General features: G+C 42.3%; 22 protein-coding genes. 10 read left to right on the top strand and 12 right to left on the bottom strand.

Going from position 1 to position 20,701, the window contains the following annotated elements; all coding sequences use genetic code 11:
- Window positions 1–120: 120 nt before the first annotated feature.
- The 4 genes from yugI to DET59_RS06925 all read right to left on the bottom strand — a co-directional run bounded on the left by yugI (window position 121) and on the right by DET59_RS06925 (window position 2,969).
- Entirely contained in the window at window positions 121–537 is a 417-nt protein-coding gene (gene yugI / locus DET59_RS06910) for a S1 domain-containing post-transcriptional regulator GSP13 (RefSeq protein ID WP_113968910.1), read from the bottom strand.
- Between the two features lie 196 nt (window positions 538–733).
- A complete protein-coding gene (locus tag DET59_RS06915; protein WP_113968912.1) occupies window positions 734–1,990 on the bottom strand; it encodes a hypothetical protein in 1,257 nt (418 codons plus the stop codon).
- A complete protein-coding gene (locus DET59_RS06920) occupies window positions 1,983–2,540 on the bottom strand; it encodes an RNA polymerase sigma factor (protein ID WP_113968914.1) in 558 nt (185 codons plus the stop codon). The genes DET59_RS06915 and DET59_RS06920 overlap by 8 nt, the downstream gene beginning before the upstream one ends.
- Before the next feature lie 144 nt (window positions 2,541–2,684).
- On the bottom strand, window positions 2,685–2,969 hold the full coding sequence (locus DET59_RS06925; protein ID WP_113968916.1) for a spore morphogenesis/germination protein YwcE: 285 nt from the start codon (window positions 2,967–2,969) through the stop codon (window positions 2,685–2,687).
- A 344-nt stretch (window positions 2,970–3,313) separates the two neighbouring features.
- Here DET59_RS06925 and DET59_RS06930 point away from each other — a divergent pair, with 344 nt between their 5' ends.
- Together DET59_RS06930 and DET59_RS06935 are read left to right on the top strand one after the other, a co-directional pair.
- Window positions 3,314–4,642, top strand: a complete 1,329-nt coding sequence (locus DET59_RS06930; protein ID WP_113968918.1) for a sodium-dependent transporter — start codon at window positions 3,314–3,316, stop codon at window positions 4,640–4,642.
- Window positions 4,643–4,772: 130 nt separating this feature from the next.
- Window positions 4,773–5,144, top strand: a complete 372-nt coding sequence (locus DET59_RS06935; protein WP_113968920.1) for a helix-turn-helix domain-containing protein — start codon at window positions 4,773–4,775, stop codon at window positions 5,142–5,144.
- Window positions 5,145–5,324: 180 nt separating this feature from the next.
- Here the strand turns inward: DET59_RS06935 and DET59_RS06940 are convergent, their stop codons facing one another.
- Both DET59_RS06940 and DET59_RS06945 read right to left on the bottom strand, forming a co-directional pair.
- Window positions 5,325–6,494 (bottom strand): aminotransferase, encoded by a 1,170-nt coding sequence (locus DET59_RS06940; RefSeq protein ID WP_113968921.1) that lies wholly within the window; start codon window positions 6,492–6,494, stop codon window positions 5,325–5,327.
- Window positions 6,491–6,991: an Lrp/AsnC family transcriptional regulator gene (locus DET59_RS06945; protein WP_113968922.1), complete on the bottom strand. Its 501-nt coding sequence runs from the start codon at window positions 6,989–6,991 to the stop codon at window positions 6,491–6,493. The genes DET59_RS06940 and DET59_RS06945 overlap by 4 nt, the downstream gene beginning before the upstream one ends.
- Before the next feature lie 188 nt (window positions 6,992–7,179).
- Between DET59_RS06945 and DET59_RS06950 the strand changes: the two genes are divergently transcribed.
- Window positions 7,180–8,088 (top strand): alpha/beta fold hydrolase, encoded by a 909-nt coding sequence (locus DET59_RS06950; protein ID WP_113968924.1) that lies wholly within the window; start codon window positions 7,180–7,182, stop codon window positions 8,086–8,088.
- Window positions 8,089–8,214: 126 nt separating this feature from the next.
- Entirely contained in the window at window positions 8,215–9,378 is a 1,164-nt protein-coding gene (locus DET59_RS06955) for a MalY/PatB family protein (protein WP_113968925.1), read from the top strand.
- Window positions 9,379–9,488: 110 nt separating this feature from the next.
- On the opposite strand, the gene DET59_RS06960 is transcribed toward DET59_RS06955, so the two are convergent.
- The 3 genes from DET59_RS06960 to DET59_RS06970 all read right to left on the bottom strand — a co-directional run bounded on the left by DET59_RS06960 (window position 9,489) and on the right by DET59_RS06970 (window position 11,329).
- A complete protein-coding gene (locus DET59_RS06960) occupies window positions 9,489–10,019 on the bottom strand; it encodes a superoxide dismutase family protein (protein ID WP_113968926.1) in 531 nt (176 codons plus the stop codon).
- Window positions 10,020–10,178: 159 nt separating this feature from the next.
- Window positions 10,179–10,385: a hypothetical protein gene (locus DET59_RS06965; RefSeq protein WP_113968928.1), complete on the bottom strand. Its 207-nt coding sequence runs from the start codon at window positions 10,383–10,385 to the stop codon at window positions 10,179–10,181.
- Between the two features lie 203 nt (window positions 10,386–10,588).
- On the bottom strand, window positions 10,589–11,329 hold the full coding sequence (locus DET59_RS06970) for a peptidylprolyl isomerase (RefSeq protein ID WP_113968929.1): 741 nt from the start codon (window positions 11,327–11,329) through the stop codon (window positions 10,589–10,591).
- A 95-nt stretch (window positions 11,330–11,424) separates the two neighbouring features.
- Between DET59_RS06970 and kapB the strand changes: the two genes are divergently transcribed.
- A complete protein-coding gene (gene kapB / locus DET59_RS06975) occupies window positions 11,425–11,823 on the top strand; it encodes a kinase-associated lipoprotein KapB (RefSeq protein ID WP_113968931.1) in 399 nt (132 codons plus the stop codon).
- A gap of 45 nt (window positions 11,824–11,868) precedes the next feature.
- Here the strand turns inward: kapB and kapD are convergent, their stop codons facing one another.
- The gene (gene kapD / locus DET59_RS06980) at window positions 11,869–12,489 is read right to left on the bottom strand and encodes a 3'-5' exonuclease KapD (protein ID WP_113968932.1); all 621 of its coding nucleotides are present in this window, start codon (window positions 12,487–12,489) and stop codon (window positions 11,869–11,871) included.
- A gap of 377 nt (window positions 12,490–12,866) precedes the next feature.
- Between kapD and DET59_RS06990 the strand changes: the two genes are divergently transcribed.
- Entirely contained in the window at window positions 12,867–14,714 is a 1,848-nt protein-coding gene (locus tag DET59_RS06990) for a transglycosylase domain-containing protein (protein WP_113968936.1), read from the top strand.
- A gap of 35 nt (window positions 14,715–14,749) precedes the next feature.
- On the opposite strand, the gene DET59_RS06995 is transcribed toward DET59_RS06990, so the two are convergent.
- Together DET59_RS06995 and DET59_RS07000 are read right to left on the bottom strand one after the other, a co-directional pair.
- Complete coding sequence (locus DET59_RS06995; RefSeq protein ID WP_113968938.1) at window positions 14,750–15,325, bottom strand: DUF5366 family protein; 576 nt, start codon at window positions 15,323–15,325, stop codon at window positions 14,750–14,752.
- A 164-nt stretch (window positions 15,326–15,489) separates the two neighbouring features.
- The gene (locus tag DET59_RS07000; protein WP_113968939.1) at window positions 15,490–15,747 is read right to left on the bottom strand and encodes a hypothetical protein; all 258 of its coding nucleotides are present in this window, start codon (window positions 15,745–15,747) and stop codon (window positions 15,490–15,492) included.
- Between the two features lie 304 nt (window positions 15,748–16,051).
- On the opposite strand from DET59_RS07000, the gene DET59_RS07005 reads away from it, so the two are divergent.
- Genes DET59_RS07005 through DET59_RS07020 form a run of 4 tightly spaced genes read left to right on the top strand, consistent with a single transcriptional unit; the run spans window position 16,052 to window position 20,697 of the window.
- Window positions 16,052–18,457 (top strand): Na+/H+ antiporter subunit A, encoded by a 2,406-nt coding sequence (locus tag DET59_RS07005; protein ID WP_113968941.1) that lies wholly within the window; start codon window positions 16,052–16,054, stop codon window positions 18,455–18,457.
- On the top strand, window positions 18,454–18,882 hold the full coding sequence (locus tag DET59_RS07010) for a Na(+)/H(+) antiporter subunit B (RefSeq protein ID WP_113968943.1): 429 nt from the start codon (window positions 18,454–18,456) through the stop codon (window positions 18,880–18,882). Before DET59_RS07005 ends, DET59_RS07010 begins: the two co-directional genes overlap by 4 nt.
- Window positions 18,882–19,223 carry a Na(+)/H(+) antiporter subunit C gene (locus DET59_RS07015; protein ID WP_113968945.1) on the top strand — a complete coding sequence of 114 codons (342 nt, stop codon included), beginning with the start codon at window positions 18,882–18,884 and terminating at the stop codon, window positions 19,221–19,223. The genes DET59_RS07010 and DET59_RS07015 overlap by 1 nt, the downstream gene beginning before the upstream one ends.
- A complete protein-coding gene (locus DET59_RS07020) occupies window positions 19,216–20,697 on the top strand; it encodes a Na+/H+ antiporter subunit D (RefSeq protein ID WP_113968947.1) in 1,482 nt (493 codons plus the stop codon). Before DET59_RS07015 ends, DET59_RS07020 begins: the two co-directional genes overlap by 8 nt.
- Window positions 20,698–20,701: the final 4 nt, after the last annotated feature.

Raw genomic sequence — 20,701 nt, forward strand, 5'->3', positions numbered from 1 at the left:
TTCAACTGGCTTTTCCAATTATAGTATAGATTCTCTAAGATAGATCAGAACTCCTCTTTTTCAAAACAGGATTAAAAAAAAGACCGCCCTCCAAGAAAGGCAGTCTTCTTATAAATTGTATTATTTCTTGATTAGATCTTGACGTTCTGATTGTTCGATCCACTCTTCAAGCTTGTCTTTAAGAGTGTTGAAGCCAGCTGGTGTTGTTTCTTCGTTTGCTTGCTTTACACTTCCTTGACCTTGACGGCGAGGTTTTTTCGCTGCTGCAGGTTTTGCTTGAGGTGCTGCAGGAGCTTCTTCTGTAGCACGGATAGAAAGGCTGATTTTACCAGCTTTTTCGTCTACTGATAATACTTTAACCTTTACTTCGTCGCCTACTGAAAGGTGCTCGCTAACGTCTTTAACAAAGCCGTGTGTGATTTCAGAGATATGAACTAATCCTTGTGTTTCTTCGTCAAGTGCAACGAACGCACCGTATGGTTGAATGCCTGTAACTTTACCTGTTACAACAGTTCCTGTTTCGAATTTTGTAGTCATGGTAACACTCCTAGTATATATATTATTTTTCGTCTTTACACGCAATTGTAGATTATATCATAGAATCCGGGATTCGGCAAAATTTAATTCTGTCAGACCTATGAAACAAACCCCATTTTTCTTCGATTTCCCATCTATAATTGCATTCTCACTAGTTATGCTTCCCAATAATTAAAATTATTAAAACAGTGTAAACTTAGCGCTCTTTATAAAGTTCTTCTGTCTCAGAAGACAAAATGACCGGTGTCTTCTGAACCCAACGATCTGGCTTAACGAAATTCACACGTCTTAACTCCTCATATACTTCTTTCAGATGAAGGGATGTTGTGTAATCTGGATACTCTTTCAGTATATATCGGTAGGCTTCTTCTACATGTGATTTCAATTCATCACTTTCATTGAAGATGGGCTGATACACATTTCCATTTGTAAAGTATTGATAGAGAAGATTGTATTCATGTTTCACTTCTACCCTGAATCTTGAGTTATCCGGCAATTCCTTTAACATCTTTTCGTAGTCCATCAAGCGATCAGCTGCTTCTTTCCATGTTCCTGTCAATTCACCTGCTTGAATGACTGGATCAAAACGGGTGATCAAATACAATTCATATCCTTCCGGTAAGGCATCACGATTCGTGATCATCCTGAAGTAATCCACATCCAATGTAGCCTCAAGCCGGTCCGCCTCACTGTTATACGATAGCTTAACAGCATTATTGAATATTCCATCCCTCAACAACCATAGTTTGGGGGGATAGTCATTTTTCATATGATTGAACTCCTTCATATTGAACTTTCCATCCTCAACATGAGGCTTCCAATATTCCTTATAATCATTCAGCACGTCCTCATATAGAGGGAGGACATCTTGTTCCTTTTGAATAAAATCATCCACCCATACTTCCGCTTCTTCCTTCGTTAAAGGAGCTTTCAGATTTTTCATCATCACATCGGGAGTGGCCAATATCTGATCCAATTCCTCACTCGCTCTCTGGACCCACTCCACTTTTCTTTCATTTGAGAAGTCCCGCTTTGGAATGGACTCGATATATGTGAGATGCCGCCCTGCCTCCCGGGCGATCACAGTCGAATTAAATATGACTTCCGTAAACCCGAGCCGCTCCATTGCTTGAATTTTCCTTAACTCATATTGAGCTTTCGCATCTTCTATTTCCCTGTGAAGTCGTTGGTCTGACTCACCGGCAAAATCAGCTTGATCCCCATTCTGTCGTCCTGGTTCATCCATTGTAAGCTGCAGGATGAGTACCGCACCAATCAGAAGTACACCAATGAAACTTGCGACGTATGGCCAATGAATAAGTGGCCGCTTCTTTTGGGATTTTCCTTCTTGTTTTATGGCTTGTATGATGTCTGAGGGATTGGTCTGATCCGGAATTTTCTTATACGATTGATTCAATAATTCCATGCGTTTTTCGAGCATCTTGTCATCCATTCAATCTCCCCTCCCTCTTTTCAGCCTCTTTCAGTTCTTTTTTCAAGAGGTTTTTCCCTCTTAATAACCTTGTTTTGACAGTAGATAAATTGATTGACAGTATTTCAGCCATTTCTTCATACTTCTTTTCATGAAAATAGTAAAGGATGATTGGTATTTGATATTTACCATCCAGCTTTTGAATACATTCGTGGAGCATTCGATCCTCTTCCTGTCTCAGGATACGTTCTTGAGGAGTAATGACGTTTTCTGAGGGTTCATTCCCGATTTTTTTCACTCGATTGTTGTGCTGATTTTCCTTTCGTTTAAAGTCCCTCGACACATTTAAAGTGATTTTATAAAGCCAGGTTGTAAACTTCGCATAAGAGAACCCGTCCAGAAACCGATATACACGAATGAACACTTCCTGGGTAATATCTGGTATATCCGCAATAGAATTCCCCATCTGATAGGCAAACCGTTCAACGATGGGAGAATAATAGGTGATCAAATGACTATATGCCTGCAGGTCTCCTTTTTTTGCACGCTCGATCAAGTGCTCATTTTCCACTATCGCCTTCCCCCTTTCTCTTTGAAGCTCTCAATTATGTAACGTTTATGAAGTGGATTTTGTTTCATATATTTACAATTGAATCCATTCTCTTAAAATGACCACAAAAAAAAAAAAGCCTGACCCAATGAACATCGGACCAGACTAATTCTTTACAGTGATTGTTTTCTTCTTTCGTTGCTTTTGGATAAATGGCAAGGCATATAACATGAAGGCTGCGATGTGGGCGAAGGCAAGGTTTGCAACAAACAGGCTCCACAGCGTCACATGTCCCCATCCTCCAAGTTCCGGAACGGCTACGTAATAAATAAACGCTGCCCATAAGGCTATAACAAATGGGATATGAAGAACCGCCCATTTACGATGTTCCACCCAAAGAAATAACGGAGTAGCGGTGGCGATAAAAAGATAAACAAGAAATACATCCATACTAAATCCCTCCAATTCGGTAGTAAACGCTTTCAATTATGGCGAAAAAAAGAATAATTTGTGAACGTTTTGTTACAATTAGTATACTACATTTTAGAGAAATTTCCAGCCCATTCATCATGTTTTTGACTACTTTTCTAGAAATTAGGTTAATTGTAATGTTTTCAAACGTTTTCACACATAATAAATGGAAATACATGTGGCCATATTGTTTGCTAACACTTATATGATGGCGCTCCCCCCCCTATTTCTTATATATTGAAAATTTAAAAATCCGGTGTACAGAGGGTGTAAAACATAGTACGATTGAAAAATCTTATTTTTTCGAAAGGAGGATATTAATTTTGGCCAAAAAAGAACAATGGACTTCTAAAATTGGATTCATTCTGGCGGCTGCCGGTTCTGCTATAGGTCTCGGTGCCATTTGGAAATTCCCTTATATGGCAGGTGCAAATGGAGGGGGTGTCTTCTTCTTACTCTTTATCCTTTTCACCGTTTTGATCGGTGCCCCCATTCTCCTCGCAGAGTTTGTTATCGGAAGACGGGCGGGAGCCGACGCCGTTACTTCCTACAAGAAGTTGGCGCCTCATTCTTATTGGCATTGGATCGGCTATTTAGGAACGGTTGTTTCTTTTATCATATTATCCTTTTACAGTGTTGTGGGCGGCTGGATCCTTTCTTATTTGGCCCGGAGTGTGACGGGCTCTTTAATCGGGAAAACTCAAGAGGGGTACGGAGCCTTATTCGAAAGCATCATTGCCAATCCAAAAGAAGTGCTGATTGCACAGTTCATTTTTATTGTCATCACAATCCTTGTCGTACAAGGCGGGATCCAAAAAGGGATTGAACGGGCAAGTCGTTATATGATGCCGGCATTATTTATTTTATTTATTATTTTAGTGATCAGGTCCCTTACCTTGGAAGGTGCGATGGAGGGTGTCCGCTTCCTGTTATTGCCTGACTGGAGCTATTTGAATGGGGAAACGGTATTACTTGCGTTAGGACAAGCGTTCTTTGCACTTACGGTCGGACTTTCTGTCATGGTGACGTATGCGTCTTATCTTTCCAAAGAGGACAGCATGCCAAGATCCGCCATCAGTGTATCCGGGTTAAATATCTTTATCTCATTATTGGCAGGATTGGTCATTTTCCCTGCTGTGTACGCCCTTGGTTTCCAACCGGATGAAGGACCGGGAATTGCCTTTGTGGTTCTGCCTGCCGTGTTTAATGAAATTGCATTCGGTGGCATTTTCTTAACAGTGTTCCTGATTTTACTATTGTTTGCAACCCTGACTTCTGCTTTCTCCATTCTTGAAATTGGAGTCGCAGCCCTGTCAAAAGGAAATCAATCGAAACGTAAGCCATTTACATGGTTAATCGGAATACTGGTTTTCTTTGCAGGCATTCCAAGTGCCCTTTCATTTGGAGTATTCGGTGATGTCCTCATCCAGGGAAAGAACTTCTTTGACTTTGCAGATTATATAACGAGTAATTTCGGATTGCCGATCGGTGCATTATTGATAAGCATATTTGTATCTTATCGACTGAAACGGGAAGACGTATGGAACGAGCTTAAATCAGGATCCTCCATATCACCGGCATTATTCAACAGCTGGATCTTCCTTCTCCGCTATATCGTACCAGTAGCCATTTTACTTGTATTTTTAACCTGAATGAGAGGTCCGTCCCTGGAGGCGGGCTTTTTATTATTAACATTTTGTTCACGAGAATGGGGGCTATTTTTTTCCAAATGGTGATAAACTGTAGATATAAGGAAGGTATTCTATGGGGAGGGACTTTAGCATGTCACACTTTGGTGAGAATTTAAAACGGGTACGCGAAGAGCGCAAACTATCTCAGCAGGAGCTTGCTTTAAGGGCCAGATTAGGCACAAAGACGATTGAAAAGTATGAATCCGATCTACAGATTCCTGATACACAAACGATTCTTAAGCTGTCAACTGTACTTGATATACCCGCTTCTGAACTGATGGAACGGGAAGTGAAAGATCATCCTTCAACAGGCGTTGACGCTGAAATGGAACAGCTGATCAAAGAATTGGGGCCAAAACGAACAAAGCTGATCCTCCGCAAGGCGAAGGAATTCACTGAAGAAGATTTCCTGCGTGTGATGCAAATGTTGTATGAACTGAAGTATGAAAAGAGCGAAACCTGAAATTTTTTAAAAAATGATGTATAGATAGTGAAAAAAGGGATCATACTGAAAATAAGCTTTCTAAGTATTCCCCCTTTTGTTTTCATTTGTTGGACGATATTTTATCGTCCTATTTTTTTTGCCCAAATTAAAAAGGTGCCTGGCACAAATGTGTTCTTTTGTGCCAGGCACCCTCATTTCCTAACTATGATTTTCAACAAAACGCTTCATCCGTTTCACGGCTTCCTGCAGCTGTTCCATACTGGAGGCATAAGAACAACGAATATATCCTTCTCCCCCTTTACCGAACACATTACCGGGTACGACCGCAACTTTTTCTTCCATAAGAAGCTTTTCTGCGAATTCCTCTGAAGACATTCCCGTTTTCTTAATGGAAGGAAAGGCATAGAATGCTCCTCCCGGGGTGTGGCAGGTTAATCCCAACTCATTTAAGGAGTCAACAAAATAGTGTCGTCGATGACGATAGCTTCGCTTCATTTCCATCACATCATCCATCCCTTTATCGAGTGCCTCCACGGCAGCATGCTGAGCAGGGGTGGACGCACACATCATGGCATATTGATGAATTTTAAGTAAGGAAGAAGCGATCTCTTCAGGAGCACATATATACCCCAGTCTCCAGCCCGTCATGGCAAATCCTTTTGAGAACCCATTGATTACGATGGTACGTTTTCTCATGTCCTTTAAAGAAGCAATGGACACGTGGCGATGATCATAAGCAAGCTCAGAGTATATCTCATCTGATAGGACAACTAGATCATGCTTCCGAATCACTTCTGCTAATTCTTCCAGGTTCTCTCTTTCAAGGACCGTCCCCGTTGGATTATTGGGCGAACAAAGTAAGACGGCTTTTGTACGGGGAGTGATGGCTGCTTCGAGTTCTTCGGCTGTGACTTTGAAGTCATTTTCCGGCTTGGTTCCGACCGTTACCGCTACTCCACCTGCCAATTGAACAAGAGGTACATAGGAAACGAAGCCAGGTTCCGCCACAATGACCTCGTCTCCCTGGTCGATGATTGCACGCATACTGATATCAAGGGCCTGAGAGGCACCGACTGTCACAATGATCTCATCTTTGGGATCGTAGTCTACGGAGTAGCCCTCTTTCATATACGCGGCAATCTTCTCCCTCAGCTCCAATAGGCCTGCGTTCGCTGTATAAGAGGTGTAGCCTTGCTCCAAGGAAAGAATAGCGGCTTCCCGCACCGTCCAGGAGGTAATGAAATCCGGTTCCCCGACCCCGAGCGATATGACCCCTTCCATATTGGCTGCCAAATCAAAGAATTTCCGGATCCCGGAAGGCTTTAAGTTTTTCACAGATTGAGATATGTAAGATGTCTTAGTCTTCATGGAGACACCACAATTCGTTTATCTTCACCATGATCACCGAAAATGGTGCCATCATGTTTGTACTTCTTCAATTGAAAATGAGTGGTTGTAGATAAAACGGAATCCAGAGTCGACAGCTTCTCAGAAACGAACGTAGCTACTTCATGCATGGTCCGGCCCTCCACCGTGACAGAAAGGTCGTATGCCCCGGACATGAGATAAACGCTTTTCACTTCTTTATAACGATAAATACGGTGGGCCACTTCATCGAATCCCACTCCCCTTTTCGGAGCGACTTTCACATCGATCATCGCCGTTACCCCTTCATGACCTTCTACTTTGGACCAATCCACAACGGAACTGTATCTGACAAGAACATTGTCTTTTTCAAGCTTTTCGATTGCATTCTCTATTTCCTCTATTGTTACTTGAAGCATTTTCGCTAGATTCTCTGTGGAAATCCTGGCATCCTTTTGCAAAATCCTTACCAAATCAAGCTCCATTTCTCTTAGTTGCATTCTGCTTCCTCCTCATCACCACTAAATGATTTTATTATATCAGAAGTCGCTGGGATCATCACTTTAAGTCTATTTTCCCCATTACCTCCATAATTACAATTGGATATGAAACAACTTTCGACTCGGGGTGTTAAAAGCAGAAATAGGGGTAAAATATCTGTAAACGAAGTAGAGAGGAGTGACGAAGTATGCAAGAACAAGATTTTGCAAAGGTGGTTCAGGTGAATGGTGCCAATGTTTACTTTGAACATCATCAGCATCCTGCAGCCACGGAAACCTTCGTCCTTCTTCATGGATTTCTATCATCAACCTTTAGCTTTAGACGGCTTACGCCTCTATTGAAAGAAAATTATAATGTCATTTCCATCGATCTCCCACCCTTTGGGAACAGCGAGAAAAACAATCGATTCATCTATTCTTACGACAATCTGGCCAACACGGTTATCGCCTTATTAGACCACTTGAATGTTAGAAATGTCCACTTAACGGGCCATTCAATGGGTGGGCAAATCGCTCTGAACGTGATGAAAAAAGCACCTTCCCTAGTCGAAAAGGGTGTACTCCTGTGCAGTTCCGGCTATCTCAAGAAAATGAAGTGGCCTGTCACGATGCTAAGTCATATTCCTTTTTTCCATCTGTATGTAAAACTGTGGCTTACACGATCAGGGATACGGAATAATCTTGAAAATGTCGTACATGATTCAAACATGATTGATGATGAAATGATGTTCGGGTATTTGAAGCCATTTCTTGAGGATGATATTTTCAAGGCATTGACGAGGATGATTCGAGATCGTGAAGGAGATTTAACGGTAAGCGATTTGCGCAACATTCAAACACCCTGCCTTCTAGTCTGGGGGGAACATGACAGAGTGGTCCCCTTATCCACGGGGCATAAGCTGAAACAGGATATCCCGAACTCCAGGCTCGTGGTTTTAGAAGAAACGGGTCATCTCGTTCCTGAAGAGAAGCCTGAAGAAGTATTGGAACACATTCAGCAATTTGTATCCGCCCCTCTAGAAGGAATTACAGAGGACTCCGAGACACAGGCTTTATACAAAAAAGGACTTTCCCAAACGCTCATATCTGAAACGTAGGGAGAAGTCCCTTTTTTCTGTTGATTTTCAATTCGAACACGATCCGCTAAACAAATAATTTTCATCTTTTCCGATTACATCATATGATTACATTAACCATTACATATTTAGAAGGGGGACAAATTCGTGAGTAAATTTGAAGAAATCATCAACCGAAAAGGGTCATCTTCCGTTAAGTGGGATTTGACGAAGACGGTGTTTGGGAGGGACGATGTTCTGCCCATGTGGGTGGCAGATATGGATTTCCTACCGCCACAAAATGTGTTGGACGCCCTGCAGGATCGACTGAAACACGGGATCTTTGGTTATACCTTTGTTGGGGATGATACGGCAGCAAGCATTAAGGAATGGCTTCAAAAACGTCACGGCTGGGAAATTGAGAAAACGTGGCTTCAATACAGTCCAGGAGTTGTACCGGCTATTTCGACCGTTATTCAGGCACTTACTGTTCCGGGAGATAAAGTGCTCGTACAATCCCCTGTCTATACACCCTTTTTCAGCCTGGTGGAGGACAATGACCGGGAAATTGTCAATGCTCAACTGGATTATGATGACGGAAGCTATTCTATCGATTTTAGTGCGTTTGAGGAATCTTTAAAATCTGGTGTGAAGCTCTTCTTATTATGTAATCCACATAATCCGAGCGGTCGTGTATGGAGGAAAGATGAGCTAATGAAAATAGCTGAATTATGCCATCGGTACAATGTCGTGATCGTGTCGGATGAAATTCATTCAGATCTGGTTTATGAAACTCATACCCATATTCCACTGGCATCTCTTCATGACTCATTCAGAGATATCACAATCACGTGCATCGCACCTAGCAAAACCTTCAACCTTGCAGGATTACAGGCTTCAGCCATGATCACTCCCAATCCGGATCTCCGGGAAAAAATCGCCGCCATTCATAAAAAACAGGGCTTCTTCACTCTCAATACGTTCGGGATTGTCGGAATGGAAGCAGCCTATCGCTTTGGCGGGGCATGGCTGGAAGAAATACTTACGTACCTGCAGGAAAACGTGAGAGTCACGAAGGAATTCATTGGAGAGCATCTGCCTGAACTCCAATTGGTGGACCCTGAAGGAACCTATTTGCTCTGGATAGATTGTACAAAGATGGAACTCTCTGATGAAGAGCTGAAGGAACGCCTACTTGACAAAGGAAAACTCGCATTGGAACCCGGACCGAAATACGGACCAGGCGGGGAAGGCTTTGTACGTATGAATATTGCCTGTCCACGAGAGACGTTGATGGATGGGTTGGAAAGACTGCGAAAAGCTTTGGGCTAATCGAGGGGCTTATTTCAACTTCTGCACTTTTATTTTCAACTTTTTTGTACCTGGTACATTTCAGTTCATTTGTACCAGGTACAAACTTTGTTGCAAGCTCACGCCTTATTCTACTTCTTCTTATCACTCACAATTTCCCCGCAAGCGATACGTTTACCGGAATCGCCTGAAGGCTGGGTCATTCCATCGTCTTTGTTTTCATCAATGATCAAAGATGTCCCCTCTTTAGTGAAAAGGGACGTCTTCCCTTTCGTCAAGGTGACACCACCTGCCATCAGCTTGACCTTTGCTACGCCATCATCCTCAACGATGATGTTAGGAAGATCACCTCCATGTGACCCCTCAGGATGAAGAAGTCCATGTTTTTTATCATCAGGATTGAAGTGATTCCCTGCAGATACAAAATCGGGTCGTTCACATACTCCTTTTTCGTGGATGTGAATCCCATGTTCACCAGGCGGCAAACCTTCTAGGTTCAATCCGACTTCCACTCCATCTGATTTCTCTTGCAGGGTGGCTTTTCCAAGTGAATCCCCATTCTCATTTTTTATATCCACTTCAACCTTTTTCGGGTTTTCAATGGCACATGCCCCAATTACTACACTCATCATGATCATATATAATAGTGATATTTTTTTCATTTCGCACTTCCTCCAAATCTGCATACTCTTTCACCATTGTTGACGTTGAGGTAGAAAAGTATTCCCTATTTCCACGAAAAACCACTGCAGATCTGGTGAAGCGTGTTGTATGAACACAACAAAAAACACGCCTATACATTTAAGCGTGTTCCATTCTTTTTATTCTCTTTCCCTTTTATGATGCTGCCTCGCTTCCTCTTCCATCTTCTTCGTTTTCAATTCTTCACGTTTTGAAACCTTTATAATTAAACGGAACGTCAATAAGGTAGCTATTAAGAAGATGGCCATGGTAATGCTTGCAGGGATATATTCCGACTTATCTTCAGGAAAGTATAGAAATAAATTTAATACATAAGAAGAACGCATCGTAAGCTCCTTTCAAAAAACAAACTCTTTGTCTATTATACCAACACTGTAAAGGACAAACCAACTTGAAATCGCCACGTTTTTTAACGATTTAATGAACAGGCTCTGAATCATGCCTCGACAATTTCCGAGGAAATATCCGTTGAACCTTCATCCAATAAAAAGAGCCCTAACCCCCATTTGGGTTTAGAGCTCTCTCACTACTATTTTACAACCTTAATAGTTTCAATCACGACATCTTCTTTTGGTAGATCATTCGCACCCACTTCTACATTGGCAATTTCATCGACGATGTCCATTCCTTCCACCACGTGACCAAAGACCGTATGTTTTTGATCAAGCCAAGGGGTTCCGCCATTCTTCATATAAGCTTCGGTGATTTCTGCAGGGAAACCAGCTGACTTCATTTGCTCTTCAAATTGTGGATCGATGTCATCCTTTTGTACGATGAAGAATTGACTTCCATTCGAATCCGGGCCGGCATTGGCCATGGAAAGAGCACCACGAAGGTTGAATAATTCAGGTGAAAATTCATCTTCAAAGGACTCACCATATATACTTTCTCCACCCGTGCCGTTTCCATTCGGGTCTCCCCCCTGGATCATGAAGTCTTTGATCACGCGATGGAATTTAAGTCCGTCATAATAGCCGTTTTCACTATGAGTGATAAAGTTCTCAACGGTTTTAGGTGCCTGCTCAGGGAAAAGCTTGATCTTAATCGTCCCCATCGAGGTTTTCATTTCTACCAATTTTTCGTTTTCAGCAACTTCTGTTGTAAGCTGAGGGTATGTCATTGTGTCATCTCCTTTGGATTCTTCTGCCGTATTCTTCTTTTCTTCTGTTTGTTCCGTTCCTTCTTTAGCCGAATCTTCCTTCTCTGTTTGTCCACAAGAGGCAAGTACTAAACCTAATAAACACAGGATCACGATCATCAGACGCTTCATATATGTACCTCCACATGTTACCTTTATAGTAGTTCTTTCACCATTCATTCCGCTTTCATTATAATAAAGATTGAAGGATTAGAGGAGGTTTTTTTATGAAAAACATACAAATTGGTGATTATGTCACAGCATTTTATAAAACGGGCAAGTATATCGGGGAAGTGACGGGAGAGCGTCCGGGTGCCTACGTGGTGAAGATTCTCTCCGTCGTGAAACATCCACGGCAAGGTGATTTACATAATCCCCAGGAAGTGGACGTTCCTCTGTTTCACGAACGAAAAGCCCTTGCGCACCGCGAGCAGGCGAATATGCCGGAGAAGATGGTGAAGCCGTATGACGGGAACATTCCAGATTATAATGAATCACTGTTTTCTGCGTACCATACACTGAAGAAAGAGCTGGAAGAAAACCCAACCCCTCACGCCCAAAAGAGCCTTGAAACGCTCCAATCGATCCAAAGAGAATACGAACTGATGTATAGTCTGACATTTTAAACAGAGAAGAGGGACGGACCTCAGGAAGGTCCGTCCCTCTTCTTGTTAGGCAAGCTGATTGTAAAATTTGGACAGGTCTATTCTTTCCCCGATAGTGGTTGGTTCCGCTTTATCGAGGTATTTTTTGTCTTTTTCGACCAGGTTGTAGATATGGTGGGTAGTGAGGGCATCATCTAAAGCTTTATGATGCTTTCCGACTCCTTCCCTCCCGTATTCCTGGACTGCTTTCCATAGCCCCGTTTGATTTTGATCACCAAAGAATCGTTTGTATTCCATGGACAAGTCGACGAATTGAGCTTGGAAAGGAAATGGAATGCCGGACTGTGCACAGTTATCACGCAGTACCTTCATATCCATATTTCCCCACGTCACTACTTTGTCGATCCCTCGTGCATTCAACCCGGAAAAATAATCAATCAAACATTGAAATGAGATTCCCGAATCGACTTCCTGCTGGTTAATCGATAAAAACCGTTTACAGCGATTGGTCAGTTTAGGAAACGCAGTCGGTTTCACATAAGATGAAAACGAATTGGACACTTTCCCTCTCTCGACCACCACGACACCGGCTTCAATAATTTCAGGAAAAAAACCTTTGGGGACTCTATGTCGTTCCGGCATAGAAAACTCAAAATCAATGAACACAAGCTGTTCCGCTTTCGCCACTATACTCCCTCCTCAAAATCTAGATAAGACCCCAATTTATATATAATAAAAAAAATTCATACTAAAAATAAAATTGGTACTTACTCCAATTTCCCACACTTCTTATTCTTACATTATATCATGATGAACCTCTAAATTATGACTAATTCCCGGTTTTCCCCGTGAATAAATGTTATACGGTGGACTCAACGCTCAATCACAAAATGAGTTTTCAGCTACGCAAAATAATATCCCTGTAAAAAGTGATATTGGTATTTCTTCCGTTTTTTATGTAACAGGTGCTTTATTCTTAGGCGCATTTGGATTATTATGGTGGAGTATGCGTCATTCTGAAACAACGAGCCATGTGAAAGATTACTAGAAAAGTAGAGTGAGAAATGAGAATTTTCGCAGGTTATATAACGGTAATTAGTGTTATGTTCATCTTTTTTACCACATTATTTTTTACGACGGATGAATGGAACAAAGTACAAAGCTTTCAAAATGAATTAGAACAATCGGTAAGTACCGATACCTTAAATCTCAATCGCACCAGCTTGCTGCTGGATCAGAACGGGAAGGTATTTTCCGAAGTGAATCGTCCCTTCCGGTTATATATTCCGGATGAACAGATCCCCCCTTTTATGAAGGACATTCTTGTCGCTTCAGAGGATCAGCATTTTTATGAGCATGTCGGATTCGATGCCGGAGCGATCCTTCGGGCTGTCGTGAAAAACCTGGTGTTCACCCACATTCAACAGGGTGGGAGCACGATTACACAGCAGCTTGCAAGGAACCTTTATCTGGGTCAGGAGAAAACGTACAATCGTAAATTGACCGAGTTATTTTATGCCCATGAAATTGAAAAGTCATTATCCAAGGATGAAATATTAGAGCTTTACCTGAATGTCATTTACTTCAGTAATGGTGTTTACGGAATTGAAACAGCGTCACAGTATTACTTTCAGAAAAGTGTAACGGAACTCAATCAGGCAGAGATGGCATTCATTGCATCGATTCCCAATAATCCGGGGAAATATGATCCCATCGATCATTTCGATCAAACGAAAGTTCGTCAGGAACGGCTTCTGGATATTCTAGTCAGTACGGCTAAGCTATCAAAAGAAGAAGCAGAAAAAATGAAAAAAGTACCGATTAGCTTAAATGTTCGCCAAAAGATCGATTTATATCCTGATTATGCTTTTTATGTGGAAAATGAGTTAAAAGAGCTGATCTCGATTCACGAGGGCTACAAAGTGGAACTGGCAAATGCCTCCTCTCCAGAGGAAAAGGAGAAAGTGGCACAGAAGCTCGATGAACGTTTCCAGGAAGTGATTTCCTCAGGGGTTCAAATTCAAACCGGACTGAACCCGGAGCTGCAACAAAAAAGTGTGAAGGCTGTAAATGAACAGCTTCAGCAAGAGTTACAAGGAGCCACTGTCACCATCGACAACAAGACAAGGACCATCTCGGCTATGACCGGGGGCAGGAACTACCAGAAATATAACTTTCATCACGCATTTCAAGCTTTCAGGCAGCCTGGATCAGTGATTAAGCCACTTCTCGTTTATGGTCCGTATATCGAGAAGTACAAGGCTTCCATCACTGAAAAGGTAAATGGGAACCGGTACTGCGTCGGTGACTATTGCCCTGTGAACTATGGAGAGGTTAATCCCGGAACAGTCACGTTAAAACAATCACTTGCTCAATCGTATAACGCCCCTGCATTGCGCTTGATGGAAAAAGTGGGTATTGAAGAAGCCTTCAAATCCTTATCCTCTTTCTCATTTGAGAAGGTAATCAGCGCGGATCAAACCTATGCCGCGTCCGTAGGGGGATTCACCTATGGGATGAGCCCCCTGGAAATGACAGATGCATATACGTCCTTTATAGATGGGATGTACAAGGATAGCCATGCGATCATTCATGTGAAGGACAATAAAGGAAACATCCTTTATCAATGGAAGAATAAGCAGAAGAAGGTCTGGTCCGCGGATACAACTTCTAAAATGAGAAAGATGCTGGGTGAAGCCGCTACTTCCGGAACTGGAAGAGCAGCTTATGTATCAAAGCCTTATGTCGGGATTAAGACGGGCACCACCAATAACTATCATGACTACTGGGTTATGGGAATGACCGATACCTTTACTACCGGTGTATGGGTCGGGCATGACATTCCCCGTAACATGAGTCAGATAGAACAGCAGCGACCAAGTCATAAGATTTGGAAGCAGATCATGGAATGACAAAGAGTCTGCAGCACGTGCTGCAGACTCTTTGTCTATAACTTCACCTTCGACATGACCGGCAAACTGGCCATCACGCCATTGTATAATTTCAAGCACACAAAGAATATCGTTAAAAATAAGGATGACCATGAAAACACCTGTAAACCCACGACTCCGAAGAGCCCCATGTTCGAGAGGGACGGACTTATTTTATATACAAAATAAATAAAATAAACAACAGAGCTCAAAGCAAAGATAATCAACAGTCCGAGAAAGGATTTCAGACTCAGAACTGACACCAGACCACCAATAAAATAAATCATCGAGCCTGTTCGAACACGGTTATACAATTCACCATCTGAATCCATGGAGAAAAACAACATCGAAATACCATTAATCGTCTCCGCTATCAGCTTCAAAGCAGCAAATACCATAAAAAAAGCAACCATTAATAGGATCAAAATCGCGAGCTTTAATTGCATATCCGATAAAAATTCCCTCATTCCGGGATAGACACCAATCTTCTTAAAGATGTCTACGAATACTTCCACGCCATACACAGAAAATGTAAGGCTAAATAATAATATTGAAAAAAGAGGCAAATAACTTGTTAAGTATGTATTTTTCACTCAAAACTCTCCCATAACGATACTTCGACCACTCTCATCATAATCGTTTACGAGTATCTTGAAAAGGGTATAGAAACAGAAAGAACAGTGACTATTTGCCTATCACTAGTTTGACTGCAAGGATAAAAAGACCGCCCTTCTATGAGTGCAGAAAGGACAGTCATTTATTGCTGAGGATTGGAATGTGGTACGACACGGATATATTCTCTCGATCCAAATGGTTGTCTTTGGCGAATGGGGTCCTTCGTTATTTCCTCTTCCACTTCTTCCATTTCACCGTATTGAACTGGCCTGATGTTCATACTGGTCGGGTCTTCCATTTCGATCATGCCTCTATTAAACCGATCTTGTGATTCAATTAACCACGCAAAGCCAAAAAAAGTAAAGAATATGGTCGTAACCGCTACCGTTTTCTTTTTCATAACTTCACCACCTTATGGATAGGATTCTCCAATTTGACCGAAACTATTCTGTAATCGGTCGGATTGCCGGAAAAAAAACCAACAAATTTCAGGGTGGTATTTTCCGTCTATCTACATATTTAATACTTCATGAACAATCTGAAATGTATGGAATCCTGAGTAATGCACGCATTTATTTTTTACGTTATAATGCTCTTTGAGGTTCAGCTTCGGTCGAGGTTTTTGAAAGAAGATCCATATTTAAAAACAGGAAAGACATTAGACCATGCTTTAGAATAAATAATCTACATGAGGGGGGTTTTATATGACTTTGTTACACTGGGCTATTGTTTCGCCTTTTTTATTTGCCATACTCATTCCATTTCTTTATAAGGCATTTCGGAATGTACATACCGGTTGGTTCGTTTTATTATTGCCAGTCGCTTTATTCACTTACTTTTTTCAATTCATCTCCATTACTAAAAATGGAGATACCGTCAAGGAAACCTTGGAATGGATGCCGTCCTTCGGTATCAACTTCATCGCCTACGTTGACGGACTGGGATTACTGTTCGCCCTGCTTATCACAGGGATCGGTTCACTGGTTGTCCTGTACTCGATTTATTACTTAGATAAGAAGAAAGAACAGCTACATAACTTTTATGTATATTTAATGATGTTCATGGGAGCGATGTTGGGGGTTGTCCTATCGGATAACTTGATCGTTCTTTATATGTTCTGGGAATTCACTTCCATTTCCTCATTCTTATTGATCGGTTACTGGTATCACCGTGAGCGTTCAAGATACGGAGCCCAGAAATCCATGCTCATTACCGTCTTTGGTGGACTGAGCATGCTTGGGGGATTCTTACTTCTCTATCTGATGGCGGGGACCTTCAGCATCAGGGAATTAGTCATGCAGTCGGATCAGCTGATGACAGAAGCACTTTTCCTTCCGGCATTACTTCTTGTCCTGTTGGGGGCTTTCACGAAGTCCGCTCAATTCCCGTTCCACATTTGGTTACCGGATGCCATGGAGGCACCGACACCGGTCAGTGCGTACCTGCATTCTGCCACAATGGTTAAAGCGGGAATCTACCTTGTTGCCCGCATGAGTCCTGTATTTGCTGAATCAAGTGTATGGCTGTGGCTTGTGGGTGGATTCGGTATCTTTACACTATTCTGGGGTTCCTTTAATGCGGTGAAACAAACAGACCTTAAAGGAATACTCGCATTTTCAACCGTCAGTCAACTTGGTCTTATCATGTCTTTATTGGGAGTCGGCGCAGCTGCTCTCCACTACAGTCAATTAGATGAAAATATTTATATGGTTGCGACCCTTGCTGCCGTTTTCCATTTGATCAATCACGCCACCTTCAAAGGAAGCTTGTTCATGGTGGTCGGAATTATTGATCATGAAACAGGAACAAGGGATATCCGGAAGCTTGGCGGGTTGATGAATTTCATGCCGATCACCTTCACCATTGCGATGATCGGAGCATTCTCCATGGCAGGACTTCCTCCATTCAATGGCTTCCTCAGTAAAGAAATGTTCTTTACCGGGATGCTAAGAGTCCTTGAAATGGATATATTCAACCTGGATACAGTGGGCATGATTTTCCCGATCCTTGCCTGGGTGGGTAGTGTGTTCACGTTTATTTACAGCATGATTCTGGTGTTTAAAACCTTTACAGGTGAGCACAAACCGGAAAAACTGGAAAAGAAACCACATGAAGCTCCACTTGGAATGTTAATCCCACCAATCATTTTAGCTTCACTTGTGATTATTTTTGGTTTCTTTCCAAATATCCTGTCCGAACGAATCATCGCTCCGGCAGTGGCTTCCATTACTCCCAGCCTGATCCAAGAAGGACATGCTGTCGAAACTGATATTTATTTCTGGCATGGATTTACGCCTGAGCTGTTTATGACGTTCGGGGTCATTCTATTTGGAATTCTGTTATATCTCCTGCTTCCAAAATGGAGAAAAGTATACTCTTGGATACCGGAACGCTTCACGTTGAATTCACTTTATGATGGTGGATTAATCGGAACCGAACGCGGAGCTTACAACTTTACAAAAGGCTATATGACAGGGTTTATCCGTACGTATCTCGTATATATCTTCTCCTTCTTGATTGCCGTATTACTGTTTAGTTTGTGGTTTAAAGGAGCATTTGCTATCAATACGGATGATTTGGCTCCGATTGGAGTCTATGAGGTGGCCATAGCGCTTTTACTTGTTATCAGCTCGGTTACCATCTTGTTTGCAAAATCCCGATTAACTTCCATCATTTCGCTGGGAGCTGCCGGATATACGGTTTCTTTATTCTTCGTATTATTCCGTGCTCCTGACCTTGCTCTGACACAGCTTGTGATCGAGACCGTGTCTGTTGCTCTATTCTTACTCTGCTTCTATCACCTGCCTCCATTAAGCAGGCATGAAGAACGAATGAGATTTAAGCTTGGAAATGCATTGATAGCGATAGGTGTGGGACTGGTCGTTACCTTATTTGCCATTTCTGCATACAGTACAAAACTTTCCAAGTCGATTTCAAGCTATTACATCGAGAATGTGTATGAAGAAGCGGGCGGTAAGAACATGGTAAACGTTATACTCGTTGACTTCCGTGGATTTGATACATTATTTGAAATTTGTGTGTTGGCGATAGCCGCACTTGGTATTTTCTCCATGATTAAATTGCGTCTGACAAGGGGGAAAGAAGGATGAAAACAAAAACGAATGACGTCATCTTACAAACCGTAACGAACGTTGTCGCATTCATCATTATCCTATTTTCTCTGAGACTTTTCTTCGCCGGGCACTATACCCCGGGTGGAGGCTTTATTGGAGGCTTGATGACTTCGGCAGCGATTGTATTACTGTTGTTGGCGTATGATATCAAAACAGTGGCTACTATCCTGCCGGTGGATTATAAAATCATTACTGCGATTGGTTTACTCCTGGCAGTAGCAACTTCTGCGGGGTCACTTCTGTTTGATGTGCCTTTCCTGACTCATGCGTACGATTATTTCCATCTTCCGCTGTTAGGAAAGACATCCCTGCATACAGCCGTCTTATTTGATACGGGAGTGTATCTGGTTGTGATCGGTGTCACGATGACCATTATTCAAACGATTGGGGTGAGCGAATAATGGAAATATTAATGGCCATTGTTGTCGGAATTCTTATTACGATCGCCGTTTACTTAATGTTATCCAAAAGCTTGCTCCGAATCATTATCGGGACAGCATTGTTGAGTCACGGCGCGCATCTTTTACTTCTTTCCATTAGTGGTCTAAAAGAAGGAGCTGCACCTCTTCTTGGAGAAAAAGCAAAATCTTATGTCGATCCGCTACCACAAGCATTGATTTTAACAGCGATTGTTATCAGCTTTGGAGTGACAGCTTTCTTCCTTGTTCTTGCTTATCGGGCCTATCAAGAGCTTGGAACGGATAATATGGATCAGATGAGAGGAAACGAAGGAAATGACTAACTTATTAATATTACCCATTTTAATCCCGTTATTTACGGCGATTATCTTAATGTTTATCAGCAAATATGTGAAGGTACAACGAGGAGTTTCAAGCCTATCGACTCTGGCTACCATTGCAGCATCCCTTGTACTCATCAACACCATCTCCAATGATGGAATACAAACGATTAACTTAGGGAGCTGGGTGGCTCCCTTTGGGATTACACTCGTTTCTGATATGCTCTCTGCTCTACTGGTGACGACGACCAGCATCATCACATTGGTCGTGTTACTGTACTCCTTTAAGTCCATAGGGGCAGACAGAGAACGATTCTACTACTACCCTGTTGTTCAGTTCCTGTTGGTGGGAGTGAACGGGGCATTTACAACCGGGGATATCTTTAACCTCTTCGTCTTTTTCGAAGTGATGCTGATGAGTTCATATGTTCTGCTCGTTCTGGGCGGGACAAAGGCTCAATTGCGTGAGGGAATCAAATACATCCTCGTCAATGTCATCTCCTCTGCTTTATTCGTCATTGCCGTTGCATACTTGTATTCCGTGGTGGGGACATTGAATATGGCAGATATTTCGAGAAAGATTGCTGATTTGAATCAGCCGGGAATTCTTACAGCAATCGCTATCATGTTTCTATTGGTCTTCGGACTTAAGGGTGCGATCTTCCCTCTTTACTTTTGGTTACCAGGCTCATACTATGCACCCCCAACACCGGTGCTTGCTTTATTCGGGGCATTGCTTACAAAGGTAGGGATTTATTCCATATTACGAACGTACACATTATTCTTCTACCATGATACCGGGTATACACATGAAATCCTGAGCATGTTAGCCATCCTGACCATCGTCCTTGGCTGTATCGGGGCAATCGCATATTGGGATGTCAAGAAGATCATCATCTACAACATCATCATTGCAGTTGGTGTGATATTGTTCGGGGTGTCGACCATGAACCCTGAAGCATTAGAAGGAGCTATTTACTATCTCGTTCATGACATGATTATTAAAGCGGCCCTGTTCCTCCTGGTTGGAGTGATGATTGCCATTACCGGCACAGCCGACCTCAAGAAAATGGGAGGTCTCATTAAAGAGTACCCGTGGCTCGGCTGGACGTTCCTCGTGGCAGCCTTCTCCTTGGCAGGGATCCCTCCTTTGAGTGGATTTATAGGGAAACTATTAATTCTAAGAGGAAGCTTTGCTGCAGAAGCGTATGTCGGTGCCGGTGTCATTCTGGCATCAAGTCTAGTGGTACTGTATTCTGTTGTGAAAATATTCCTGAATGGTATATGGGGAACTCCAAAAGAATACAACGGAATTTCAAAAGGTCACGCTCGTTACTTATGGATGACTTCCGCAATACTCGTCGTGTTAGCCGTATGTTACGGCTTTGGTGCCGAGGCGGTCCGTCCTTTATTCTCACAAGCAGCAGAAGTACTGGTGAATCCGAATCTTTATATAGACGCAGTGTTAAAGGAGTAATGTA

The sequence above is a fragment of the Rossellomorea aquimaris genome (assembly GCF_003315075.1).
GTDB classification, from domain to species: Bacteria; Bacillota; Bacilli; order Bacillales; family Bacillaceae_B; genus Rossellomorea; species Rossellomorea aquimaris_C.

Excerpts from the sequence above, each read along its gene's own strand:
- DET59_RS06960 (WP_113968926.1), bottom strand. The coding sequence starts at position 10,019 with ATGAAAAAAATATCACTATTATATATGATCATGATGAGTGTAGTAATT.
- DET59_RS06965 (WP_113968928.1), bottom strand. The coding sequence starts at position 10,385 with ATGCGTTCTTCTTATGTATTAAATTTATTTCTATACTTTCCTGAAGAT.
- kapB (WP_113968931.1), top strand. The coding sequence starts at position 11,425 with ATGAAAAACATACAAATTGGTGATTATGTCACAGCATTTTATAAAACG.
- DET59_RS06925 (WP_113968916.1), bottom strand. The coding sequence starts at position 2,969 with ATGGATGTATTTCTTGTTTATCTTTTTATCGCCACCGCTACTCCGTTA.
- DET59_RS06915 (WP_113968912.1), bottom strand. The coding sequence starts at position 1,990 with ATGGATGACAAGATGCTCGAAAAACGCATGGAATTATTGAATCAATCG.
- DET59_RS06940 (WP_113968921.1), bottom strand. The coding sequence starts at position 6,494 with ATGAAGACTAAGACATCTTACATATCTCAATCTGTGAAAAACTTAAAG.
- DET59_RS07015 (WP_113968945.1), top strand. The coding sequence starts at position 18,882 with ATGGAAATATTAATGGCCATTGTTGTCGGAATTCTTATTACGATCGCC.
- DET59_RS07010 (WP_113968943.1), top strand. The coding sequence starts at position 18,454 with ATGAAAACAAAAACGAATGACGTCATCTTACAAACCGTAACGAACGTT.
- DET59_RS07005 (WP_113968941.1), top strand. The coding sequence starts at position 16,052 with ATGACTTTGTTACACTGGGCTATTGTTTCGCCTTTTTTATTTGCCATA.
- DET59_RS06950 (WP_113968924.1), top strand. The coding sequence starts at position 7,180 with ATGCAAGAACAAGATTTTGCAAAGGTGGTTCAGGTGAATGGTGCCAAT.
- DET59_RS06990 (WP_113968936.1), top strand. The coding sequence starts at position 12,867 with ATGAGAATTTTCGCAGGTTATATAACGGTAATTAGTGTTATGTTCATC.
- DET59_RS07020 (WP_113968947.1), top strand. The coding sequence starts at position 19,216 with ATGACTAACTTATTAATATTACCCATTTTAATCCCGTTATTTACGGCG.
- DET59_RS07000 (WP_113968939.1), bottom strand. The coding sequence starts at position 15,747 with ATGAAAAAGAAAACGGTAGCGGTTACGACCATATTCTTTACTTTTTTT.
- DET59_RS06970 (WP_113968929.1), bottom strand. The coding sequence starts at position 11,329 with ATGAAGCGTCTGATGATCGTGATCCTGTGTTTATTAGGTTTAGTACTT.
- DET59_RS06945 (WP_113968922.1), bottom strand. The coding sequence starts at position 6,991 with ATGCAACTAAGAGAAATGGAGCTTGATTTGGTAAGGATTTTGCAAAAG.
- yugI (WP_113968910.1), bottom strand. The coding sequence starts at position 537 with ATGACTACAAAATTCGAAACAGGAACTGTTGTAACAGGTAAAGTTACA.
- DET59_RS06935 (WP_113968920.1), top strand. The coding sequence starts at position 4,773 with ATGTCACACTTTGGTGAGAATTTAAAACGGGTACGCGAAGAGCGCAAA.